This window comes from Cognatilysobacter xinjiangensis (assembly GCF_014651995.1).
Classification (GTDB): Bacteria; Pseudomonadota; Gammaproteobacteria; order Xanthomonadales; family Xanthomonadaceae; genus Cognatilysobacter; species Cognatilysobacter xinjiangensis.
Genome location: NZ_BMXY01000001.1, coordinates 821,314 through 843,668, shown reverse-complemented (window position 1 = coordinate 843,668; position 22,355 = coordinate 821,314). Strand labels below are relative to the sequence as shown.

Here is a 22,355-nt window from a genome sequence, read left to right as displayed (position 1 = left end):
CCCCTTGTCAAGCAATAGCTAAAATACTGCCGCCATGCCTCGTTCAGCGAAAGAGTCCAGCGCCCGCATCCTCCCCTCGCCCGAGGAAATGTCGCGTCATGCCGACGAAGCGGCCGCACTGCTGAGGGCGCTTGCCCATCCAGCACGGCTGCTGGTGCTGTGCCAGCTGGTGGAGGGCGAGGCGTCCGTGGGCGAGCTGCAGCCGATCACCGGCCTCAGCATGTCGGCGCTCTCGCAGCACCTCGCCGTGCTGCGCGACATGGCGCTGGTGGAAACGCGACGCGAGGCGCAGACCATCTTCTATTCGCTCGCCGAAGGGCCGGCCGCCAGCGTGCTCGACGCGCTGTACGCCGCCTACTGCGGCAGCCAGGAGGTCGACCGGTGAGCCTGCTGCAGATCCTGCTCGGTGTGCTGGCCGGCAGCGCGGTCGGCTTCACCCTCGGGCTGGTCGGCGGCGGCGGCTCGATCCTCGCCGTGCCGCTGATGGTCTATCTGGTCGGGGTGCACGACCCGCACGTCGCGATCGGCACCAGCGCGCTCGCGGTCGCGGCCAATGCACTGATCGGGCTCACGACGCATGCCCGCAAGCGCAACGTGAAGTGGCGCTGCGCGGCGACCTTCGCCACGGCCGGTGTCGTGGGCGCGTGGTCCGGTGCGCTGCTCGGCAAGTCGATGGACGGGCAGAAACTGCTGGCGTTGTTCGCGCTGCTGATGCTCGTGGTCGCCGGGCTGATGTTCCGCTCGCGCGGGCGCGAGGGCGATCCGACGGTGGTGCTCAACCGCGGCAATGCACCGAAGCTGCTGGGCTCGGGCTCCGCACGATAGGTCTGGAACATACCGAGCGCGATGACGGCCAGCACCGACACCGCAAGAACCGCGGCCTCGGTGGGTTCCCCAAGCGCGAAGTAGAGCGCGACGGCGCCGATCAGGAGCAGCACCATGGGCTCGCGCACTGCGGCCCTAAGCGCCGTGACAAACGGCATCGATGCATCACTCTCGACCCGGTTGGGTCCGTCGGTGATCAGCCGCTGCGCGGCCTGTTCCGAAGAAAGGCCTCCATGCGGCGAATAAGGGTCGGAGCTCGCCTGTGCAGGCACGTCGTCACGCCGAGGTCGGGAGCAGCGGGATCGCCATGTGCGTCGAAGACGGCAAGCGCGCCGAGGGCTGCGGATCAGTGGCGCATCAGCACCGGCCGATTCGTGCACTGCAGGACGTGCCGGGTGACACCGCCGAGAACCCACTCCGAGAATCGGCTGTGGCCGTACGCGCCCATGACCAGCAGGTTGGCGTTTTCCCTATCCGCCGCATCCAGCAGTCGCGCACCGGTCTGGCTCCCGCCGTCCCCGATATCGCCCAGATCGACCACCTCCGCATTCGGTACGTGTCGCTGCAGCCAATCCTGCAGACGGAAGGCCGGCCGCAACTGCGGCGTTTGCCGGCATCCGGACAGGACCACAACTCGCTCGGCTCGCTGGAGAAAGGGGCGCGCGGCGTGAATGGCCCGGGCTGCACCCGGGGAGTCGTTCCAGGCAACGGCGACCGTCGGGAAGTCTTCCTCAACGCCGCACGCCGCCGGCAGTACGAGCGTCGGCAGGCGTGTCGTCACCACGATGCGCCCGACACCACTGGCATTGGCCGACGGGTCGTCGTCGCCCTCGTCCAGGCGGGTCACCAGCAGGTCGTGCCAACCCGCGACGTATTCCAGGGCCGCTGCGGCGTCCCCCGTGGAGGCCAGCCATACGGGATTGGCCGCGCCCATCTGGAGCGCCCACGCACGGAACCGATCCGCATACCCTTCGGCTTCTTGGACCTGCCTGCGCGCCTCCAGAGCGGCTGCGGCGGCCAGCAGGCCGGGGTCATAGGGCGTCACCGGCGGCAGTCCGAGCGGCACGACGTGAAGACCCGTAAGGTTTCCCCGGAACGACGCCGCGATACGAGCAGCGGTTTCGACACTTTCGTCCCAACGCGCCAGCGTTTGGGCTCGGATCAGAACGTCCTGCATGGCTGCACTCCCGGTGGTGACAACGTCACGTTGCCATGCGGCCGGCATCCGGCCTTGACCTGGATCAATCTTGCGAACGCTGCAGACAAACGGCGATTCACCGAGGAGCTCCCGGGTTGGCGCACTGCATTACCCTGCCTGCAGCGACCTGATCGGCTGAACCCACATGACCAGCGAACACCACGAGCAGGCGGCCCGCCACTGGTTCGGACGCGACTACGCGGACCTTGATGACGCGCAACGCAGCGCCGTTGCACGAGCGGCCGCGCGTCGGGTGCTGAGCTCGGATACCAACGCTGCGTTTTCGGAAAGCCTGACGCTCGGCGAGCGCCTCGCCGATCGGGTCGCGCGATTTGGCGGCTCCTGGACCTTCATTGCGCTGTTCAGTGGCGGCCTGGCCGCATGGGCGCTGCTCAACGTCAGCGTCCTTCGCCACCCCTTCGATCCCTACCCTTTCATCTTCCTCAACCTGCTGCTGTCCATGCTCGCGGCCGTGCAGGCGCCCGTGATCATGATGAGCCAGAACCGGCAAGCGGCTAAGGATCGACTCGATGCCGCCCATGACTACGCGGTCAACCTGAAGGCCGAGATGGAAATCATGGCGCTGCACGACAAGCTCGATGCATTGCGCACCGAGCAGCTTCAGCTCCTGATCGAGAAGCAGAGCGATCAGATCAGGTTGGTCGAGGCGCTCGTCGAGCGCCTCGGCGCCGGGCCTCGCGAGTGACGAGGCGCACGCCATGCCCACCGGTCAGTAGCGCAGCGCGAGGCCGATAGCGGGACCGCATGCTGTCGCGAGCAGCACCAGCGGCCACAGATTGCCGTCGTGAAAGCGGTACGCATTGAAGATCTCGGCCCATGACCTACGCCGGGCGCGGCCCAGGCCGCACTCGAACGCGATCGTCATCAAGACCCAACCGACCCCTACGCCGATCGCCTGGACGCCCGTACGGATATCGATCCAAGGGACAGCGAGACAAGCGACGGCCAGTACGACACCGGTGAGGAGCAGGCCGCTGATCGCGAACGCGGTCCGTTTGCCTAGAGCGCGGACCAGCACCGTCTCGCGCAGAGTCCCGTTGGCGAATGCGAGCACGAGTATCCCCGTCCAGACGGCCACCGCACGCATTGCGAGTTCGCTCACGGGAGCCTCCGGCTAGGATGCAGGTGGTACCACCGTTTCGACGTCGATCTGCTGGCGCTGGACGTCGTCGCCGATCGGTTCGTCGGTAAGGACGACCGTCGCGCCAGGACGCAGAAGCGCGTCGATCTCCATGGCGACGCCCTTGGGCACCGTAAGGCGGCCGTCCTCGATGGCGGCACGGACCACGCGCTCGTCGTCCCCTGCGTTCATCAGGTCGATGGCCATCCAGCGGCGGGCGGGGCGCTCGGGCAGTACGGGATTCCGGCCCTCGCCCTGCCCCTCGAGCAGGACATAGGCATGGGTACCAATGCTGAGGCCGGGCGCGACGGTCACCGCGGCCTGTCCAATGCGACGGCCGGCACGGGTGACGACCAGGTGCCTGTCGGAGGTGCTGACCACGACACTGACCGGGCCGTCCGGCGCCTGAGCGGGCAGCCAGTAATCGCCCTCGGACGGTAGCTCACTGCCCTTGCCCAGCGCACGGAGCAGTCCAGTGCTGGCCGCGATCCCCGGTTGGCTGGCCTGGTCGGTGACGATTACGACGTCGCCTGCCCGCGTCGTAGCAAACAGCGCCTTGGCGAAGGCATCCGGTAGACGAATGCAGCCATGTGAAGCCGGATGGCCCGGCAGCCGACCGGCATGCAGCGCGACCCCGTCCCAGGTCAGCCGCTGCATCCACGGCATCGGGGCATTGTCGTACACGTTCGAGTAGTGCTCGGCCTCCTTCTGCAGGATGGTGAACAGGCCGACAGGCGTCTCGTGGCCGGGCTTCCCGCTGCTGATGCTCGAGGCGCCTATGCGCACGCCATTCCGATAAACATGCAACTGCTGCAGCGGCAGGTTGACCACGATGACCAAGGGGCCAGACGGAGCCACCGCGGGCTGCCAGACGTATTCGCCCGGCTTCGGAGTCCAGCGCTCCGGCACGACGGCGAGAGCCACGACCGAGGCGGCCGCGAGAACGGCGAAGGCGACGGCGCGGATGAACGGAGGAAGACGGTCGGTCATGGCGACTGATACTGCTCCCCGCCCCGGGCCGCGACTTGACCCACGTCAATTCGACATCGGCTTGCCCGATCTAACGTAGGCACGACACTCGGAGCCCCTCATGTCGCCACTCGCCTCCACGGTCCAGTTCCTGGGTGCCACCGGCACGGTGACGGGCTCGCGTTACCTGATCGAAAGCGGCGGCGCCCGCATCCTCGTCGACTGCGGCCTCTTCCAGGGCTACAAGGTGCTGCGCGAACGCAACTGGCGGCCGTTCCCCGTCGCTGCGGCGTCCATCGATGCGGTCGTACTGACGCACGCGCATCTCGATCACTCGGGCTACCTGCCACGGCTCGTGCGCGAAGGCTTCCGTGGACCGGTGTATTGCACGCGCGCCACGAAGGACCTTTGCGGCCTTCTTCTGCCCGACAGCGGGAGGCTGCTCGAGGAGGAAGCGCGTTTCGCCGCCTTGAAGGGCTATTCGCGGCATGCCCATCCCGAACCGCTCTACGACGAGGCGGCCGCGCGCGCTGCGCTGCGGCACCTGAAGCCGGTAGCGTTCGAGCAGCCTTTCAACCTGCCGGGTGGCGCCACCGCAAGCTTCATTCCGGCGGGCCACATCCTTGGTGCAGCCCAGGTAACGCTCCGACTCGGCGATCGCCGCCTGCACTTCACCGGCGATCTTGGCCGCCCGCTGGATCCCTTGCTACCGCCGCCCGCCCCGCTTCCGCCCTGCGATGTGCTGGTGTGCGAGTCCACCTACGGCGACCGTAGCCACCCACGCATCGATGGGGAAGCCGAGATTGCGGAGGTCGTCAGGCGGGTGGCTGCGCGCGGCGGCGTCGCCATCGTTCCCGCCTTTGCAGTCGGACGTGCACAGGAGCTGTTGCTCCACCTCGCGCGGCTGCAGCAGCAGGGCACGATCCCGCGCATGCCCGTTTACCTGAACAGCCCGATGGCCGCCAGCGCGACAGGCCTCTATCAGCGCCATGTCGGAGAGCACCGGCTGAGCGCCGCCGAATGCGACGAATTCTTCGGCATCGCGAAGGTCGTCGAGAGTGTCGAGGACTCCAAAGCCCTCAACCGGCGCCATGGGCCAATGATCATCATTTCCGCGAGCGGCATGCTGACCGGCGGACGGGTCCTTCACCATATCGAGGCCTTCGCTGGCGATCCGCGCAACGCAATCCTTCTCTCCGGCTATCAGGCCGGCGGCACGCGCGGCGCCGCGCTTCGAGATGGACAAAGGGCGCTGCGAATGTTCGGAAGAAGCGTCGCAATCCGCGCAGAAGTCGTGCAGCTGGAGTCGTTCTCCGCGCATGCCGACGCAGAGGAAATCCTCGACTGGCTCAGGCGCTCCACCGCACCACCCGAACAGGTCTTCGTCACACACGGTGAGCCCGCGGCGGCGGACGCGCTTCGTGCACGGATCAAGCGGGAGCTCGGCTGGGCCGCGCGCGTGCCCGACCAGGCCGAGACCGTGACCGTATAGATGGCCGGTCAAACTGGGCCGCCGCTCGTTCACTGACGGCATTCCAATCCTGCAAATCGACCGGACCCCGCCAATGCCACCCTCGCACACGGAACGACACAGGACCGCTCATATCGGATGGCTGCGCGCGGCCGTCCTCGGCGCGAACGACGGCATCATTTCGACTGCCAGCCTGATGGTCGGCATCGCCGCCTCGGGTGCGTCCCCGGGGGTAATCCTGACCGCGGGGGTTGCCGGCCTTACCGCCGGGGCCATGTCGATGGCGGCCGGCGAGTACGTCTCCGTCCAAAGCCAGGCGGACACGGAGCGCGCGGACATCTCGCGGGAGAAGCGCGAACTCGAGACCCAGCCGGAATTCGAACGTGCAGAGCTCGTACAGATCTATCGACAGCGCGGCCTAGATGCCGAACTCGCGGCCCGTGTCGCCGACCAACTCATGGCGCACGACGCCATCGGGACGCACGTACGCGATGAATTGGGTATCACCGAGACGCTTCGCGCTCGTCCCGTGCAGGCGGCGCTGGCCTCGGCAGGTTCATTCGCCGCCGGAGCCCTGCTTCCGATTCTCGCGGCGACCTTGGCGCCCGAGACCGCTACCGCCTGGATTACGGGGCTGAGCCTGGCGACCCTCACGACGCTTGGCGGCCTGGCCGCCTATGTCGGCGGCGCCTCGGTGCCGAAGGGAGCGATCCGCGTGGTTGTCGGGGGCGCACTGGCAATGGCGATCAGTGCAGCGGTAGGGCGACTATTCGGTGTAACCGCGTGATCGAGCGCCCGCCCGCAACGATCCGGGTGCGGTGCCCCGTGCAGAGATCGCGTCGTAAACCCAGTTTCCATATTTCAGACCACGACGTTTGCCATCAGGCGCGAAACAGGACTCGCCGCATGTTGCGGCGCGGAATTCCCCTCTGCCCAGAATCACGAGGCACTTTCTAAACGGAAGTTGACCGGCCATTCCGCCCGGGGCTAGCGTAGGCACCGGGATCGAATGGCCGATTTGCCGTGTGGATCCCGTTCGCGATGTCGCACTACGGAGCGCGGCCGGTGCCGCGCGGCACATTTCGCAAGGGATTCCACTCATGACTCGCTCCATCGGCAGGTTCGCGGGCACTCTGCTTCCCGCGCTCGCACTCGGCGTCGTCGCCATGCAGGCCGGCGCCAACACGCTCAACCAGAACGTCTCCTGGACGATCGATCGCAGCGGCACCAGCACCAAGTACCGCGTCGTGGCCTACGGCGATTCGATCTTCGCCGGCTATAACGGCTCCACGCTCAATGCCGCCAAGTATGCGGCGCCCACCGTGCAGGCCGAATACCTCGCGGCGCTGTGGAACGCCGATGTCGAGAGCGTCCGCCGCACCAAGAGCGGCGCCGTGGCCTCGGACGTCTACAACAACAAGATCGTCGCCGAGAAGTCGTACATGCAGGCCAGCTCCACGCGCGTGGTCGCCTTCGAGATGTGCGGCAACGACGGCCTGCAGGCGCGCTCGAGCTTCAAGGGCCAGACGGGGACGTGCAACTACGGCGTGCTGAGCACCGCCGAGAACAACTGCAAGACGTACGTCGCGCGCGCGATGGATTTCATCAACGCGAATGCCTATGCGGGCACGCGGCTCAAGGCCGTCGGCAACCTGTACTACCCCGGCTACAACGCCGACAACGTGCAGAGCTCCTGCAACGACCCCACCACGGGCGCCAAGGTCAACATGCGTGACAAGTTCCTGCCGTCGCTGGCGCGCATGAACTACTGGATGTGCGAATACGCGCGCCAGAAGGGCTTCCAGTGCGTGGACAACTTCGCCGACTACATGGGCGCCGACTACGACACCAACGGCGACGGCAGGATCGATTCGCAGGCCCTGCGATACGTCGCCGGCGAAAGCGAATCGAGCTACGTCACCCGCATCACCACGACGCTGCGCTCGACGCTTCGCGACGCGAACACGCATTTCGTGTCCTCGTCGAGCAGCTACGACTACATCCAGTCGGACGACACGCATCCGACCTACAGCGGCGGCACCGTCACGGCCGGTCTGTTCGGTGGCACCACGGGCTCGGGCGCCGCGCGGTACACGTCGTTCACCAACGGCCGCAACTCGATCTGGAACCAGTTCGGCCACGAACGCATGGGCTGGCTGCTGTCGGCGCTCACGCCCTCGAGCCCCTGAAGCCGGCGTAGAGTCCTCCCATGACCGGACCGGGCGATCGCGGGAACGATGACGGCGTACGCGTCGTCGAACACCCGCGCCGCCCTGTCCGGCCCTGGGTGCTGGCGGTGCTCGCCGCGGTGATCGCGGCGGGCACCGTTTACCGGGTCACGATGCACCGGGCCGGGGGCCTGGGGGCCGCGGCCGACAACGAGGCCTCATCCCCCGGCACGCCGCCGACGGCGCGCGACGCCACTCTCGGCGACCGGAGCGCAGGCGCCGCAACCGCGACCGGCGCTACACCCGTGACGCACGTCGCCCCGCGCGACGGCGAGGATCCGACCCGCGATCTTTCCGACTACGTGCTGCCGGGCGAGGCGCCCTCCATGGCGGAGGTGATCGCGGCGCTGCAGGCACGCGGCATCCGTACCGGCCTCGGCGCGTTCCAGCCCCCCGGCACCAGCCCCCCGCTGCGCGGGCTCGAGGTGCCCGAGGGCTTCGAGTTGCCGCCCGGCTATGTGCGCCATTTCCAGGCGACCGACGACGGCCAGCGCATCGCACCGATCCTGATGTTCTCGCCCGACGTCACACCCCTCGACGCGAGCGGACGTCCGCTGACCATTCCGGCCGACCGCGTCGTGCCGCCCGAACTCGCGCCGCCGGGCATGCCGCGACGGTGGGTGCGCATTCCGCCGCCACGCGCCGGGGGCACGTCCTGACGCACGCCGGTCGTGGGCGCGGCGTCGCCCTGCTCCTCCTCGCCACCGCCGCCAGCGCGCTGCTGGTGGCGCTGTACGCCCGCGGTGCGTGGGCGCTCGGATTCGTCGCCCTCCTGCCGTGGCTGCTCGCGCTGGACCGAGACATGTCCGTGGCGCGCACGCTGGCTGCCGCACTGGCGATGTCGGCCGCGTTCGTGCTGGCGGCGTTCGGCTGGTTTGCCCCGGCGATATCCGCGTACACCGGAACGCCTACGACGGCCGCTTTCGCGCTGCTGGTGGCCGCGAGTCCCGTGCTGCAGCCGCAGATCCTCGCCTACGCGATCGCTAGGCGCCTCGCGCATCGATACGCACCGGCCCTCCGCGCCGCGCTCGCCATCGCGGCATGGCTGGCAGTGGAGTGGGTCATGCCACGTCTGTTCGGCGATACCTTCGGCCACGGCGTTTATCCGGCCCGTCAGCTGCGACAGCTTGCCGATCTCGGCGGCGCGGGCCTGCTGACGCTGCTCCTGCTCGCCGTCAACGAAGCACTCGCCATTGCGCTTCGGAGCCGCGGGCGCGATGCCATGGCCCCTGTCGCGGTCGCCCTCGCCCTGCCTCTGCTCGTCGCCGGTTACGGCGCATGGCGCATCGCGTCGCTGCACGCCGAGCCGGCCGGGCCCCGCCTGCGAGTGGGCCTGGTGCAGGCCTCGATCGTCGACTATGAGCAGCGACGCCGGGAGCACGGCGCGTATGCGGTCGTCCGCGACGTGTTGGACACGCACTTCGCGCTCTCGACCGACGCGGTCGCCGAGCAAGGTGTCGACGCGCTGATATGGCCGGAAACGGTCTATCCGACCACCTTTCGCCAGCCGCGCAGCGCAGGCGGCGCGGCGCTCGATGCGGAACTCGTGGCGTTCACCGCGCGTGCCGGCGTGCCGCTGGTGTTCGGCACCTACGAGCGCGATTCCAACGGCGAGTACAACGTTGCGGCGTTCGTCGACCCGCTGCGCGGCCCGCTCGGCGCGTATCGCAAGACGCGCCTGTTTCCACTTACGGAGTACGTGCCGCCTGCGCTGGACACGCCCGCACTTCGCCGTGCCCTGCCCTGGTCCGGCACCTGGCGCCCGGGCGACGGCGCACGCGTGTTTCCACTGCGCAACGGCGACGACGAGATACCGGTCGTGCCGCTGATCTGCCGCGACGACGTCGACCCGCGACTCGCGATCGACGGTGCGCGGCTCGGTGCGCGTCTCATCGTCGGGTTGTCGAACGATGCGTGGTTCACCGATCACCCTCGCGGTGCGGAGCTGCACCTTGTCGTGGCCGCCTTCCGCAGCATCGAGACGCGGCTGCCGCAGGTGCGCGCGACCACCAACGGCATCAGCGCGGTGATCGACGATACCGGCGAGGTCATCGCGCGTTCTCGGATGGGCGAGCGGACGGTGCTGACGGGCGACGTGCAGCTGCGCGAGCACGCCGCGCCGCCCGCCGTGCGCATGGGGACATGGCCGGGCCCGCTCGCGCTGGCAGCGCTGGCCGCCTTTCTCGTGTCCCGATGGCTGGGGATCTTTCGACGGAAACGCCGCCCCTCGACGCCCACTAACGACACGCCCGTCGTGCATCGGGCGCTGCTGCTCGGCACGCCGCAGCGCCTCGCGGTCGGCGCGTTGCGGGCCTGCTCGCGCATCGGCGTTCTCGCACTCGGCGCGGTGGCGCTTGCGCGCCTGGACAATCCGGCCGGCATGCTCGCGCAGCTGCGGCAGTTCGCGTGGGTGGTGCTGGTGCCGGAACTCGCCGCGTTCGTCGTCGCGTGGTTCGCAGCCGCGCGCGTCCGTGTCGATGGGGGCGCGCTGGTTATGGACACGCGCCGCCGACGAATCGAGATCCCGCTGCGCAGCCTCGTCGGCGCAAGGCTGTGGCGCCTGCCGTGGCCACGTCCGGGCATGCGTCCCGTGCTCGCATCGGGCGGCGCCTGGCCGCAGGCGATCGCGACGGACGGCGCAGTGGCGCTTGCGGGCGCCATCACGCCTGTCATCGACCCGCCGCTCGGCCCGCGTTCGCTGCAGTGGCAGCGCGCGCTCGCACTGCCGGGCTGGCGCATCGACCATCCGCTGATCAAGTTCGTGCTGTTCCCGTTGGTACCCGCCCTGCCCGCGTTCCGGCTCCACCAGCACATCGCCTATGGCGGCACGTTCGGCGAGTACTACACGTTCGGGCTGCAGGCCTACCTCGGCGCGCTGCTGCTGTGGTGGGCGTCGTGGGCGGTGTCGCTGGTGCTGATCGCCGGTGGGCTGCGTGCGATCGCGGAAATTCTTTCGGCTGCGGTCGTATTGCTCCGCCCGGTCGCCGCAGTCGAGGCACGACGCGGCCTGCTCGGCGTCGCACGCATCCTGTATTTCATCGGTGTACCGCTCTGGCTGCTGTCGCGCCTGCTAGGTGGCTGACGCGAGTCGTATTGCGGCATTGCACATGGATGCGGACGAAAAAGGGCCGACCGTTGCCGGCCGGCCCCGCATTCAAACCTCGCCGCGTCGATCAGCGGCCGTCGCGGTCCGCGTCGCCGGGGATGATCCGCTCGACGCCATGCCACGCATCGCGCACCGCGCCCTTGGCATCCGTCCACGCCAGGCGAGACGTGCCGCGCGCCGAGTCCCAGCCGCGCTCGAGTTCGCGCTCGGTGGTCTCGTCCCACTGGCCGTTCGCCGACTGGCTGCGTGCATACGTGCCATAGCGGTACGCGGGACGGTAGTCGTCGAAGCTGTAATCGGCCTTGTAGTAGTCCGCCTGGTTGTAACGGTCCTCGAAGTGGCGATCGGTCGCGTCGTAGGTCTTGTAGGTGCGGTCGCTGCGGTCCCACGCGTCGCGCACGGCATCGCGTGCCTTGTCCCATGCCAGGCGCGACTCGCCCTTTGCGTTGTCCCAGCCTGACTGCAGGCGGGTTTCCGCGTTGCTCCAGGCCTCGCCGTGGTTCTCGTTGCGCGCCTCGGTGCCGTAACGATAGGCCGGCGCATAGTCGCGGTCGTAGTCCATGGTGTTGTCGTAGTACGGCCGGCTCGCCGACTCGCTGCGCCAGGCCTCGGTTTCGCCGGTCGGGTCGACGCGCTCGGCGGCGGAGTGGCCCACGGCGGCACCGGCGATCGTGCCGATCGCACCGCCTACCAGCGTTCCGATCGGGCCGAAGGCGCTGCCCACCGCCGCGCCGACCGCCGCACCGCCCACGCCACCGACACCGGTGCCCACCGGATGCGAGCCGGGCGCGCCGCTGATCGGATCGCGGTTCATGTCTCTCGTATCGTTCGTGTTGTTCGCCACGGCACTGCTCCTTGGGGGATGTGGAAACCGCACTCTGGAACCGGCTGCGTGTAGCGACGGTCCAAGCGGCCGTTCGCGTGCATTTGGCGTTCAGCCGGCTGCGGCAGGACAATTGCGGCTGCTGAACGGATCGAAGCAATGACCGAATTCATCCCGCCCGGAACGCGACACGTCGACCTGCCCTCGCCCTTCCAGACGCGCCGCGACGGCGCGCTGCACGGCGCGCGGATGGCCTACGAAACCTGGGGGCGCCTGGATGCGGACGCATCGAACGCCGTGCTGATCCTCACCGGGCTGTCGCCGGACGCCCACGCCGCCGCGAGCGCGGACGATCCGTCGCCGGGCTGGTGGGAGGCCATGCTCGGCCCCGGCAAGCCCATCGACACCGACCGCTGGTTCGTCGTCTGCGTCAACACGCTCGGCAGCTGCAAGGGCTCGACCGGCCCGGCGTCGATCAACCCCGATACGGGCGAGATGTATCGCCTGGAGTTCCCGCCGTTGTCGGTCGAGGACTGCGCCGATGCGGCTGCGCACGTCGTGCGCGCGCTCGGCATCGACCGGCTCGCCTGCGTGATCGGCAACTCGATGGGCGGCATGGTCTCGCTCGCCTTCCTGCTGCGGCACCCGGGCCTGGCGCGCAACCACATCAATATTTCCGGCGCGGCCCGCGCGCTGCCGTTCTCCATCGCCATCCGTTCGCTGCAGCGCGAGGCGATCCGGCTCGATCCGAACTGGAACGGCGGTCATTACGACGACGCCACGTATCCCGAATCGGGCATGCGCATGGCACGCAAGCTGGGGGTGATCACCTATCGCTCCGCGCTCGAATGGGACGGCCGCTTCGGTCGCGTGCGGCTCGATTCCGACCGTCAGGACGAGGATCCGTTCGGCCTCGAGTTCGAGGTCGAGAGCTATCTGGAAGCACACGCGCGCCGGTTCGTGCGCCGCTTCGACCCCAACTGCTACCTCTACCTCAGCCGCGCGATGGACTGGTTCGACATCGGCGACTGCCTGGGCGAGCGCGGCGGCCAGAACCGCGACGGCACGCTCGATGCACTCGCGTCCATCCGCATCGAGAAGGCGCTGGTGATCGGCGTGCAGACCGACATCCTGTTCCCCCTGCAGCAGCAGGAAGAGATCGCGACGGGCCTGGCGCAGGGCGGGGTCGACGCGCGATTCCTGCCGCTGGAATCGCCGCAGGGTCACGATGCCTTCCTCGTCGACATCGCGCGCTTCGGCCCCGCCATTCGTGGCTTCCTGGACCAGCTGCCGACGGCCGCGGGCTAGAATCGGGCACATGAACATCGCGACGCTGCCTGACATCGACTTTCCCGGCCACGACCGGCTCATCGCCGCGATCGACGCAGCGGTGACCGCCGGCGACGACCAGACGGTGACCCGCTCCGTGCGTAACACGCTGTGCGAGCTGATCCGCGACCGCGGCGTGCGCCTGCCCGACTGCGTCTACGAGCCGATCACGGATCACTACGCGCGGCGCGAGCTCTACCGCAGCCCGCAGCACGGCTACAGCGTCGTCGCCATGACATGGGGCCCGGGCCAGGGCACGCCGGTGCACGACCATTCGGGTCTCTGGTGCGTCGAGGGCGTCTGGGACGGCGAGCTGGAGATCACCCAGTACGAGCTACTGGAGCAGGACGGTGATCGTTTCCGCTTCCGTCCCGCAGGCGGCATGCAGGCCGGCCCCGGCAGTGCGGGCAGCCTGATCCCGCCGCACGAGTACCACACCATCCGCAACAACAGCGACGACCAGGTCGCCGTCTCGCTGCACATCTACAAGGCCGAGATGCAGTGCTGCTCGACCTTCGCGCCGGTCGGGGGCGAGTGGTACCAGCGCGGCGCCAACGTGCTGCGCACGGACGAGGCCGCCTGACATGTGGCGCGACTTCGCGCTCGCCTCGCTGCACCATGTGCTGGTGGTCGGGCTGATCGCGATGCTCGCGAGCGAGATGGCACTGCTGCGTGGCCGTCCGGATGCCACCGCACTGCAGCGCCTCGGCCGCCTCGACATCGGCTACGGCCTTACCGCCACCGCCCTGCTGGTCGTCGGCCTGCTGCGCGTGTTCCAAGGCCTGAAAGGCGCGGACTTCTACCTGCACAACCCGTGGTTCCACGCCAAGGCCGGCGCGTTCCTGCTCGCCGCCCTCCTCTCGCTTGTCCCGACTCTGGCCTACGCGCGCTGGCGCCGCGCCCTGCGCGACGACGCAGGCTTCGTGCCCGACGCCGCCGCATGGGCACGCGCCGCACGCCTCGTGCGCGTGCAACTCGCGCTGATTGTGGTCATTGTGATCGCCGCCGCGGGCATGGCGCGCTACGGCGGCCTCTGACAGCCGGCTATACTTCGCGTCCGCGCCGGAATGGCGGAATCGGTAGACGCAGCGGACTCAAAATCCGCCGGCCTTAAAACCGTGTGGGTTCGAGTCCCACTTCCGGCACCATGATCAGGTCGGCAGTTTCCTTTCGCCGTTGACGAAAGCCCCGCGGCAGCCCGCGGGGCTTTTGCTTTTGCGAGCGTCGGACCGCGTGCGAACGACACGCTTACGGACACGGCCGAGGACGTGCCGGGCGACGCCGAAACCTAGACGTACCGTCGACCGGGCTTAGCCACTCAGCGTCACGGATCGGCCGACGCCCGCCCTTCGCACCGGCTGTACGGCGATCTTCCCTAAGCTCCGGCGCAAGTCTTCGACGGAGTTCCTCCATGTCCAGGGTCGTCTCCCGGCATGCAGTGCGCGACAGCTTCCTTGGCCGCAACGGTCTGACGCTGGCGTTCCTCGCTTTGATGCTCCTGTCGATTCTCGGCCATGCGCTGACCGGCTGGCGGTTCGACAACGAGGAACGGCGCGAGCATGGCCAGGCGGCGGAATCGCTCGCCGAATACGTCACGGGTGAAGACTTCCTCTCGACGCTGTTCGAGAACTGGGAGAGCGAATTCCTCCAGATGGGGCTGTTCGTGCTCGGCACCGCCTTCCTGCGTCAGCGCGGCGCGTCCGAGTCGCGCCCATTGGACCCCGAGCAGGAGCCCGACCCCGAGCCGGTGCCGTTCGCGCAGCGCCCATGGCCGGTTCGTCGTGGCGGCGGCTGGCGCAGGGCCTACGAGCATTCGCTGTCCGGTGCGTTGCTGCTCCTGTTCGCGCTCAGCTTCGTGGGGCATCTCTACAACAGCTGGCGGCAGCACCTCGGTGAGCAGGCGATGCACGGGCAGGCTGCGACCACCACCCTGTGGGAACACCTGTGGAGCGCCCCGTTCTGGTTCGAGTCGTTCCAGAACTGGCAGAGCGAGTTCCTGGCGGTGATCTCGCTGGTGGTGCTTTCGATCTTCCTGCGCGAAAAGGACTCGACCGAGTCGAAGGACGTCGAGGCGCCTCACGCGAAGACCGGCGCCTGACGGCGGCCGCTCCGGGTCAGACCGCCTGCGGCGTCGGCGTGTGGCGGATCAGGTATTCGCCGGTGTTGCGCCGAACGACCGCGTAGGACTGCCGATCGATGTCGGCAAGGACGCGGCGCCAGACGGGATCGTCCGGTGCGCACGAGGCCTCGAAGCGGGCGACGAGCACGAGCGGACCGTGGCGCGCCTGGGCGTCGCGCGACGCGACGAGGCAATCGGGCACCAGGACGTACGCCCCGTCCGGCCGGCGATATGCCTTGAACTCCATGCCGCCTCCCTGTCGCTCGCGCGACTCGCAGCCCCCATCCGCTCGACACTAGCCCAGTGCCAGCGCATCGATTTACCGCTCGTCGGCCGTCCGCGCGGGTGCTCTGGGCAATGGTGGCGCCGGCCAGGGCCACCAGCCGCGACCGGTCGCGGCATAGCGATCCGCCGCACGCTCGAAGCGGTTGCGCACGCCGATGCCGCCGCAGGCGAGATACACGGGCAGGAACAGCGGGCCCAGCGCGAGGTACTGGTACACGTGGGCGCGTTCGTGCAAGGCGAGCGTCACCGCGGGCTCCTCGCCGAGCCCGGCGGCGTGCGCGTAGGTCGCACAGCTGACGTCGAGGTCGCTCCCGGTGTGAAGGATCACGTTTCCGAGGGTCATCGCGCCGCCCGGCCCCCATGGCCACCGATGGAAAACGCAGGCGAGGTCGTGGCGGCGCAGACGCGGGCGTGCGCCGAAGCACATGCCGAGAGCGCCGAGCAGCAGGCCGACCAGCGTATTAGGCAGTGCCCACAGCACGCCTAGCGCGACCAGCAGCGCCGGAATCCGCTGCACCTGCGTGGGACGGGTCGAGCCGACCGGCGCGGGCACCGATGTGCGCCGGCCCTCTGCGGTCTTGGCGGGGCGCGGCATCGCGTGCTCAGTCGCCTTCGGGAATCAGCAGCCAGGCGATCAGGTAGACCAGGATGCCGGGGAACGCGGCCGACGCGATGGAGACGATGACGTACAGCACGCGGAGCATCGTCGAGCTCCAGCCCAGGCGTTGGGCGAGCCCGCCGATCACGCCGGCGATCATGCGGTCATGCCGCGAGCGATGGAGTCCGGAAGTGGCCATGTCGCACCTCGTTTTCGATGCGGCGGCAGTCTAGCGGGCGGACGTGAGCGCCCCGTCGCCGCTTCAGCGCACGGGACGCGTCAGCGGCGGCGCTTCGCGCTGGCGATCGTACGCACGCAGCTCGTCGCGGATATGCGCGATGCGCTGGCGGCCGATGGCGTTGCGCTGCTCGTCCAGCACCACGCCGTCGAGCAGCTCGGCCATGCGCTGCGCGGTCGGCAGCATGGTGTCCCATGCATCGAGCGCGGCGACCGGCGCAGGCAGCGTCAGGAAGAACGCGATGGCGGGCGTCTGCAGCTCCTGGATCGCGGCCATGTCGAAGCTGCCGGGCTTCATGATGTTCGCGACGCTGAAAACCGGCCCGCGTTCCGGGCGTCCCTCGACCAGTCGATGGAACACACCCATGTGGCCGTAGACCAGCCCGGCGCGTTCGGCGGCGACCACGATGTCGGGCCCATGCAGCATCTGGCCCGCGCGCGCGGCGAGGTAGAGCGTCACGATCTTGTCGAACTCGTCGGTGGTGCGCTTGCCGAGCTCGTCCTTCGGCGCGCCTGAGGGCCGCGGCTCGAGGTCGAGCGACTCCTGCGTCGGCACCGCGTCCGCATCGGTCGCGAGTTCGGATTCGAGCTGCTCGCCCAGCGTGGGCTCGACGCGACCGGCTTCGCCTTCGCGCGGGAGACGACGCCCCTGCCCCGCCTTCTTCGGCCGACCGAACAGCAGGATGCAGGCGAAGAGCACGACGCCCGCGACGAGGATCAGGATCCTCAGCATCATCCCGTCGGAAATGGTCGGCATCGAGGGCTCCTTGGCGTCAGGCGGCGCCGGCGAGACGCGCGGCTTCGGCGAGGTCGACGGACACGAGGCGGCTGACGCCCGGCTCGCGCATGGTGACGCCCATGAGCTGCTTCGCGGCTTCCATCGTGACCTTGTTGTGGGTGACGAACAGGAACTGTACCTGCTCGCTCATCTCGTTGACCATCGCCGTAAAACGGCCGACGTTCGCTTCGTCCAGCGGCGCATCCACCTCGTCGAGCAGGCAGAACGGCGCCGGGTTGAGGCGGAAGATCGCGAACACCAGCGCGACCGCCGTCATCGCCTTCTCACCGCCGGACAGCAGCGAGATGTTCGACACGCGCTTGCCCGGCGGGCGGGCCATGATCGCGACGCCGGTGTCCAGCAGGTCGTCGCCGGTGAGTTCCAGGTAGGCGTGGCCACCGCCGAACAGGCGCGGATACAGCTCCTGCATGCCGGAATTGACGCGGTCGAACGTGTCCTTGAAGCGGCCGCGGGTCTCGCGGTCGATCTTGCGGATCGCGTCTTCGAGCGTTTCGAGCGCGGTGGTGAGGTCGGTGTTCTGTGCGTCGAGGTATTCCTTGCGCTGCGCGGCCTCGGCGTGTTCCTGGATCGCGGCGAGGTTGACCGGCTCGAGGCGGCGCAGCCTGGCGTCGAGCTCGGCGACCGTGCGCTCCCACGCCTGCGGCTCCATGTCCTCGGTCAGGGTGGCGGTGACCTCGTCGAGCGCGAAGCCGGCCTCGGCGACGGCGACGGTGAGCTGCTCGGCCTTGAGTGTCAGCGCCTGCAGCTCGAGGCGGCGTTGGCCGATGGCCTCGCGCTGCTGCAGGGCCTGCTCGTCGCGCTGCTGGCGGATGAGCTCGAAGCCGCGCAGCTCGTGGTCGATACCGTCGAGCGCGGTGCGCGCGGCGGTGAGATTCTGCTCCGCGAGTACACGCTGCTCCAGCGCGACCTGCCGCTGCTCCTCGAGTTCGCGCACGGGCGCGTCGCCGTCGGCGAGCTGCTCGGAAAGCTCGCCCAGCCGCGAATCGAGCTGGCCGCGCTGGCCGGTCATGCGCTCCAGCGCCTGCGTCAGGCCGGCGAGCTGCGCACGCTGGCTCTCGACGGTGAGCGCGAGCGCATGCGCGGCGTCGCGCGCCTCGCGCGCGGCGTTGCGGGCGGCATCGCGCATCTCGGTGAGGCGGCGACGCTCGTTCTCCAGTTCCTCGCGCACGTCCTCCAGCTCGGACATGCGGACGACCGCGTCCTCCTGGTTGCTGCGCGCCAGCCGCGACTGCTCGCGGGCGGACTCCAGCGTCTCGCCGAGCTGCGCCAGCTCGGCGTCGATGCGATCGATGCGGGTGCGCGCGGCGTCGACTTTGCCCTGCTGGCTCTGCAGCTGGCCGCCGAGTTCGCTCACGGTGCGGTGCGCCATGTAGAGCTGGCGCTGCGCGTCCTCGCGCTGCTGCTCGGCCGCGAGCAACTGGTCGCGCAGCTCCACCAGCAGCGCTTCGAGCTCGCGCTCGCGCGTCACCAGCGACTCGATCTCCTCGCGCAGCGACTGGATTTCGCGCTCGCGAACCAGCGCGCCCTGCGTACCGGCGCTGGCGCGCACCACCTGCACCCAGCCGGCACCGAGGCGCTCGCCGCCGCGGCTGATGACGACGTCGCCTTCCGGCAGCGACGGCAGCAGGCGTACGCCCGCGTCGAGATCCTCGGCGACGTGCACGCGCGCCAGCAGGCGGCGGATCGCCGCAGGGCCCTGCACGTACGACGCGAGCGACGTCGCCGCGAAAGACGCCCCATCGCTCGCGCCGTCGACCAGTGCCAGCCGGCCTTCGGCCAGACCGCCGAGATCGGCAGCGAGGCGTCCCGGTTCGTCGACCAGCACGCCTTCGATCAGCTGGCCCAGCGCGACTTCGACGGCGGTTTCCCACCCGCCCTCGACGCGCAGCGCCTCGCCGACGCGGGTGGCGTCGCTGAGGCCGTGCGATCGCAGCCAGTCCATCGCTCGGCCCTGCTCCTGGCCGAGCGCGGCGGCTTGAAGCGTTTCCAGGCCCGACAGGCGGCCGCGTGCGGCCTGCGCCTGCTTGCGAACGTCGGCGAGCTGCGTCTGCGTCTCGCGCTGGCGTTCCTGCATCGCCGACACGGCCTGCTTGCGTGCGTCGAGTTCGACGCTCAGCGTGTCCACGGCGAGCTTCTGCGTTTCCAGCTGCTCCACGATGGCGGAAGCGGACTCGGCCAGCGCGTCGACATCGAGGCTGGCGCGTTCGCCCGACAGTGCCTCGCGGCGGCGCTCCGCGTCCAGCGCGATGCGGTCCAGGCCCTCGATGCGCGCGCGTTCGACATCCGCCGCACGCGAGGCTTCGGCCTGCGAGCGTGCATGCGTGTCCCAGCGCTGCTGCCAGTCGGCGAGCTTCTGCTCGGCATCGCGCAGCGCATCGCCGCGGGTGAGTTCCTCGTCGCGCAGCGCTTCAAGGCGCGGCTCGTCGTTCTCGAGCGCGTTGCGCAGCGCATCCAGGCGCGCCTGGTCGCTGCCGATGTGGTTGGCGATCTCCGACAGCTGCGCAAGCGCTTCGTCTCGCGCGCGCTGCAGGCGCGAGGACATCTCGCGCTGGTGCTGGATCTGCTGCTCGACGCGCGCGAGCACGCCGCTGACCTCGTAGCTCTCGGCCTGCGCGCGCGACAGGTGCTCGGCGGCTTCCTCGCGCTTGACGCGGCCTTCCTCCAGCTGGCGCTCGGCCTCTCGCTGCTCGGCGATCAGCTGCTGCAGGCGCGTCTCGAGCTGCGAGAGCTTCTCGCGCTGGCCCTGCAGCTTGCGATCGAGCGCGCGGTATTCGAGCGCCTTCCATTCCGCGTCGCGCACCTTCCGCTCGGCCTGGATGGCCTGGTACTGCTCGGCCTGCCGCGCCTGCCGCGCGAGGTGCTGCAGCTGCTTTCCGACTTCCTCGCGCAGGTCGTTGAGGCGGTCGAGGTTCTCGCGCGTATGGCGGATGCGGGTTTCCGTCTCCTTGCGGCGCTCCTTGTACTTGGAGATGCCGGCGGCTTCCTCCAGGTACATGCGCAGGTCCTCGGGCTTGGCGTCGATGACCTGGCTGATCATCCCCTGCTCGATGATCGAGTAGCTGCGCGGGCCGATGCCGGTGCCGAGGAACAGGTCGGTGATGTCGCGGCGGCGGCACTTCGTGCCGTTGAGGTAGTACTGGCTCTGGCCGTCGCGCGAGACCACGCGCTTGATCGAGATCTCGTTGAACGCGGCGTACTCGCCGGTGATCGTGTGGTCCGAATTGTCGAAGATCAGCTCGACCATCGCCTGCGACACCGGCTTGCGCGCCGAGGAGCCCGCGAAGATCACGTCGGTCAGCGAATCGCCGCGCAGGCGGCTGGCCGAGCTCTCGCCCATCACCCAGCGCACGGCATCGATGATGTTCGACTTGCCGCAGCCGTTGGGGCCGACGACACCGGTCATGTTGCCGGAGAGATGGACGGTGGTCGGGTCGACGAAGGACTTGAAGCCCGACAGCTTGATCGTGGAAAGACGCATTCGGCGAGGCGGCCTCTGGCGCGGCACGGGGCACGCTTGGGGCGCCGGCCGGTCGGCCGGCGCGCGGTCCGCGAGTATAGCGGCGTGAAGGAGACGCCAAGACGTGCGCAGCCGGCACGGAGCCTGCATGATCCCCGCATGCGCCCCGGAGCGACCGCCGCCCGCCCCCTGACAGACCGCCTGGACCATGCGCCCGGTGGCTGGCCGGTGCATCGGCACCGGGACGCGCTCGTATGGACCTGGGCCGCCGCGGTGATGATCGCCGGTGAACTGCGCCGCCACCTGCAGGCCCGACCCCGCGCACGGCTACTGGCGTCGCCCTCGGACACGATCGCGCCCGTCCTGCGCGCGCTGGCGGGCGCGCCGCTCGACTGGGAGCGCGTCGACGTCGGCCTGGTCGACGAGCGCTGGCTGCAGCCCGACGATCCCGACAGTCATGCCGCCGCCCTGCGCCGCCACCTGCTGGTCGACCGGGCTGCCGAGGCACGGCTGGAACCACTGACGCTCGCCGGGCGGCGGCTTGAAGATGCGGTGGCCATCGCCAATGCCCATGCCCGCCATGCCGCGGACGTGCTGGTGATGTCGATGGGCGACGACGGGCACGTGGCCGCGCTGTTCGCCGATTCGCCCGACTTCCCGCGCGCGATCGTGGCGCAGCAGGACTACACCGCGCTGGACGCCTCGTTCAGCCGCGCCCGAAGCGCCTGGCCGCGGCGCATCACCGCCACGCCGCTCGGACTGTCGCGCGCATCCTGCCGCCTGCTGCTCCTTCGCGGCGACGAACAGCACCGGCACTTCGAGGCGGCGATGACCGGCGAGGAGCCGCTGGCCTCGTCGCTCGCGGCGGTGCGGCTCGCCGGCGGTACGCCGGTCCACGTGCATTGGTGCCCCTGAGCGGCCGACCGGCCTCCGATCAGGCCTGACCGGGCGTGCGTGCGTCGATCGAGAGCGCGTGGATGTCGGTGGCCATGAGTTCGCCCAGCGCCGCATAGACCGCGCGGTGCCGCGCCAACGCCCCCATGCCCTCGAACGCCGCGCTGACCAGCGCGACCCGGAAGTGGCCGCGGCCGTCACGCGCGCCGGCGTGGCCGGCATGACGGTGGCTGTCGTCGATTACGTCGAGCGAGAGCGGCGCGAACGCCGCCTCCAGCGCCGAGCGGATGGCCGCGACGCGCTGCTCGGGCTTCACGGCAGGACCTTGCGGAACGGGCGCACGTCCACCGAGGCATAGACGCCCGCTTCGACGTACGGGTCCGCGGCGGCCCAGGCGCGGGCGGCGTCGATCGATTCGAACTCGGCGACGACCAGGCTCCCCGAGAAGCCGGCCGGGCCCGGATCGTCCGCATCGATCGCCGGACACGGTCCCGCGAGCAGCAGGCGGCCGGCGTCGCGAAGGGCGTGGAGGCGCTCGAGGTGGCGCGGCCGCGCCTCGAGCCGGCGCGCCAGCACGTTCTCGCCGTCGCGTGCATCGATCACGTACCACATGGCCCGCTCCTGTCTGGAAAGGCGGCAATTCTAAAGGGCGACCGGCCGCTCGCTGGACAGGCCCTTGCGCGGCCCGTACGCTAGCCCCGTCCGTCGACCTGTCCCACCGTCGACAGCCGCGGTGGAGCCCCCGCTCCCACGTCCGGCATCCCGATCGCGAAACCCGTCGCCGCGCCCCGTGCGCGCGCCGTCCGCATCGTTGTCCGCATCACCGAGGGGCCGCCCGGCCCGATCCGCAGTGAGCTGTGCCAGGCCCGGAGGGGC

At 69.4% G+C, this 22,355-nt stretch carries 22 protein-coding genes, 1 tRNA gene and 3 pseudogenes; 14 read left to right on the top strand and 12 right to left on the bottom strand.

Going from position 1 to position 22,355, the window contains the following annotated elements:
• Window positions 1-88 precede the first annotated feature (88 nt).
• On the top strand, window positions 89-385 hold the full coding sequence (locus IE066_RS03985) for an ArsR/SmtB family transcription factor (protein ID WP_229790652.1): 297 nt from the start codon (window positions 89-91) through the stop codon (window positions 383-385).
• A gap of 2 nt (window positions 386-387) precedes the next feature.
• Window positions 388-816: pseudogene (locus IE066_RS03980) on the top strand (sulfite exporter TauE/SafE family protein); the annotation flags it as partial.
• Between the two features lie 104 nt (window positions 817-920).
• Here IE066_RS03980 and IE066_RS14975 read toward each other — a convergent pair.
• Both IE066_RS14975 and IE066_RS03970 read right to left on the bottom strand, forming a co-directional pair.
• Window positions 921-1,097: pseudogene (locus IE066_RS14975) on the bottom strand (cation-transporting P-type ATPase); the annotation flags it as partial.
• Window positions 1,098-1,171: 74 nt separating this feature from the next.
• Window positions 1,172-2,002: a universal stress protein gene (locus IE066_RS03970; RefSeq protein WP_189447053.1), complete on the bottom strand. Its 831-nt coding sequence runs from the start codon at window positions 2,000-2,002 to the stop codon at window positions 1,172-1,174.
• A gap of 166 nt (window positions 2,003-2,168) precedes the next feature.
• Between IE066_RS03970 and IE066_RS03965 the strand changes: the two genes are divergently transcribed.
• A complete protein-coding gene (locus IE066_RS03965; RefSeq protein ID WP_189447052.1) occupies window positions 2,169-2,729 on the top strand; it encodes a DUF1003 domain-containing protein in 561 nt (186 codons plus the stop codon).
• Window positions 2,730-2,753: 24 nt separating this feature from the next.
• Here the strand turns inward: IE066_RS03965 and IE066_RS03960 are convergent, their stop codons facing one another.
• On the bottom strand, window positions 2,754-3,146 hold the full coding sequence (locus tag IE066_RS03960) for a hypothetical protein (protein ID WP_189447051.1): 393 nt from the start codon (window positions 3,144-3,146) through the stop codon (window positions 2,754-2,756).
• 12 nt (window positions 3,147-3,158) lie between these two features.
• Window positions 3,159-4,154 (bottom strand): L,D-transpeptidase family protein, encoded by a 996-nt coding sequence (locus IE066_RS03955; protein ID WP_189447050.1) that lies wholly within the window; start codon window positions 4,152-4,154, stop codon window positions 3,159-3,161.
• Window positions 4,155-4,254: 100 nt separating this feature from the next.
• On the opposite strand from IE066_RS03955, the gene IE066_RS03950 reads away from it, so the two are divergent.
• The 5 genes from IE066_RS03950 to lnt all read left to right on the top strand — a co-directional run bounded on the left by IE066_RS03950 (window position 4,255) and on the right by lnt (window position 10,914).
• Window positions 4,255-5,625, top strand: coding sequence for an MBL fold metallo-hydrolase RNA specificity domain-containing protein (locus IE066_RS03950; RefSeq protein WP_189447049.1), 1,371 nt, complete (start codon window positions 4,255-4,257; stop codon window positions 5,623-5,625).
• 73 nt (window positions 5,626-5,698) lie between these two features.
• Window positions 5,699-6,391: a VIT1/CCC1 transporter family protein gene (locus IE066_RS03945; RefSeq protein WP_189447048.1), complete on the top strand. Its 693-nt coding sequence runs from the start codon at window positions 5,699-5,701 to the stop codon at window positions 6,389-6,391.
• Between the two features lie 313 nt (window positions 6,392-6,704).
• Complete coding sequence (locus IE066_RS03940; RefSeq protein ID WP_189447047.1) at window positions 6,705-7,793, top strand: SGNH/GDSL hydrolase family protein; 1,089 nt, start codon at window positions 6,705-6,707, stop codon at window positions 7,791-7,793.
• Window positions 7,794-7,813: 20 nt separating this feature from the next.
• On the top strand, window positions 7,814-8,491 hold the full coding sequence (locus IE066_RS03935; RefSeq protein ID WP_229790651.1) for a hypothetical protein: 678 nt from the start codon (window positions 7,814-7,816) through the stop codon (window positions 8,489-8,491).
• Complete coding sequence (gene lnt / locus IE066_RS03930) at window positions 8,449-10,914, top strand: apolipoprotein N-acyltransferase (RefSeq protein WP_229790650.1); 2,466 nt, start codon at window positions 8,449-8,451, stop codon at window positions 10,912-10,914. Before IE066_RS03935 ends, lnt begins: the two co-directional genes overlap by 43 nt.
• An 89-nt stretch (window positions 10,915-11,003) precedes the next feature.
• On the opposite strand, the pseudogene IE066_RS03925 reads toward lnt, so the two are convergent.
• Window positions 11,004-11,752 (bottom strand): annotated as a pseudogene (locus IE066_RS03925) (hypothetical protein); the annotation flags it as partial.
• Between the two features lie 168 nt (window positions 11,753-11,920).
• Here IE066_RS03925 and metX point away from each other — a divergent pair.
• From metX to IE066_RS03900, 5 genes are all read left to right on the top strand, one after another.
• The gene (metX, locus tag IE066_RS03920) at window positions 11,921-13,069 is read left to right on the top strand and encodes a homoserine O-acetyltransferase MetX (RefSeq protein ID WP_189447045.1); all 1,149 of its coding nucleotides are present in this window, start codon (window positions 11,921-11,923) and stop codon (window positions 13,067-13,069) included.
• A gap of 10 nt (window positions 13,070-13,079) precedes the next feature.
• Complete coding sequence (locus IE066_RS03915; RefSeq protein ID WP_189447044.1) at window positions 13,080-13,673, top strand: cysteine dioxygenase family protein; 594 nt, start codon at window positions 13,080-13,082, stop codon at window positions 13,671-13,673.
• A gap of 1 nt (window position 13,674) precedes the next feature.
• A complete protein-coding gene (locus tag IE066_RS03910) occupies window positions 13,675-14,127 on the top strand; it encodes a DUF2214 family protein (protein ID WP_189447043.1) in 453 nt (150 codons plus the stop codon).
• Window positions 14,128-14,151: 24 nt separating this feature from the next.
• Window positions 14,152-14,238, top strand: a tRNA-Leu gene (locus IE066_RS03905).
• A gap of 263 nt (window positions 14,239-14,501) precedes the next feature.
• Window positions 14,502-15,188, top strand: coding sequence for a DUF6766 family protein (locus tag IE066_RS03900; RefSeq protein WP_189447042.1), 687 nt, complete (start codon window positions 14,502-14,504; stop codon window positions 15,186-15,188).
• A 16-nt stretch (window positions 15,189-15,204) separates the two neighbouring features.
• Here IE066_RS03900 and IE066_RS03895 read toward each other — a convergent pair whose 3' ends face one another.
• From IE066_RS03895 to smc, 5 genes are all read right to left on the bottom strand, one after another.
• Complete coding sequence (locus IE066_RS03895; RefSeq protein WP_189447041.1) at window positions 15,205-15,456, bottom strand: hypothetical protein; 252 nt, start codon at window positions 15,454-15,456, stop codon at window positions 15,205-15,207.
• A 72-nt stretch (window positions 15,457-15,528) separates the two neighbouring features.
• Window positions 15,529-16,089, bottom strand: a complete 561-nt coding sequence (locus IE066_RS03890) for a hypothetical protein (protein WP_308427417.1) — start codon at window positions 16,087-16,089, stop codon at window positions 15,529-15,531.
• A gap of 7 nt (window positions 16,090-16,096) precedes the next feature.
• Window positions 16,097-16,291 carry a PspC domain-containing protein gene (locus tag IE066_RS03885; protein WP_189447040.1) on the bottom strand — a complete coding sequence of 65 codons (195 nt, stop codon included), beginning with the start codon at window positions 16,289-16,291 and terminating at the stop codon, window positions 16,097-16,099.
• Between the two features lie 63 nt (window positions 16,292-16,354).
• Window positions 16,355-17,077, bottom strand: a complete 723-nt coding sequence (gene zipA / locus IE066_RS03880; protein ID WP_189448790.1) for a cell division protein ZipA — start codon at window positions 17,075-17,077, stop codon at window positions 16,355-16,357.
• A gap of 25 nt (window positions 17,078-17,102) precedes the next feature.
• Window positions 17,103-20,606 (bottom strand): chromosome segregation protein SMC, encoded by a 3,504-nt coding sequence (smc, locus tag IE066_RS03875; protein ID WP_189447039.1) that lies wholly within the window; start codon window positions 20,604-20,606, stop codon window positions 17,103-17,105.
• A 138-nt stretch (window positions 20,607-20,744) separates the two neighbouring features.
• Here smc and IE066_RS03870 point away from each other — a divergent pair, with 138 nt between their 5' ends.
• Complete coding sequence (locus IE066_RS03870; RefSeq protein WP_189447038.1) at window positions 20,745-21,500, top strand: 6-phosphogluconolactonase; 756 nt, start codon at window positions 20,745-20,747, stop codon at window positions 21,498-21,500.
• A gap of 19 nt (window positions 21,501-21,519) precedes the next feature.
• On the opposite strand, the gene IE066_RS03865 is transcribed toward IE066_RS03870, so the two are convergent.
• On the bottom strand, window positions 21,520-21,795 hold the full coding sequence (locus tag IE066_RS03865) for a BolA family protein (protein ID WP_189447037.1): 276 nt from the start codon (window positions 21,793-21,795) through the stop codon (window positions 21,520-21,522).
• The gene (locus IE066_RS03860) at window positions 21,792-22,091 is read right to left on the bottom strand and encodes a YciI family protein (protein ID WP_189447036.1); all 300 of its coding nucleotides are present in this window, start codon (window positions 22,089-22,091) and stop codon (window positions 21,792-21,794) included. Before IE066_RS03860 ends, IE066_RS03865 begins: the two co-directional genes overlap by 4 nt.
• Between the last annotated feature and the right edge of the window lie 264 nt (window positions 22,092-22,355).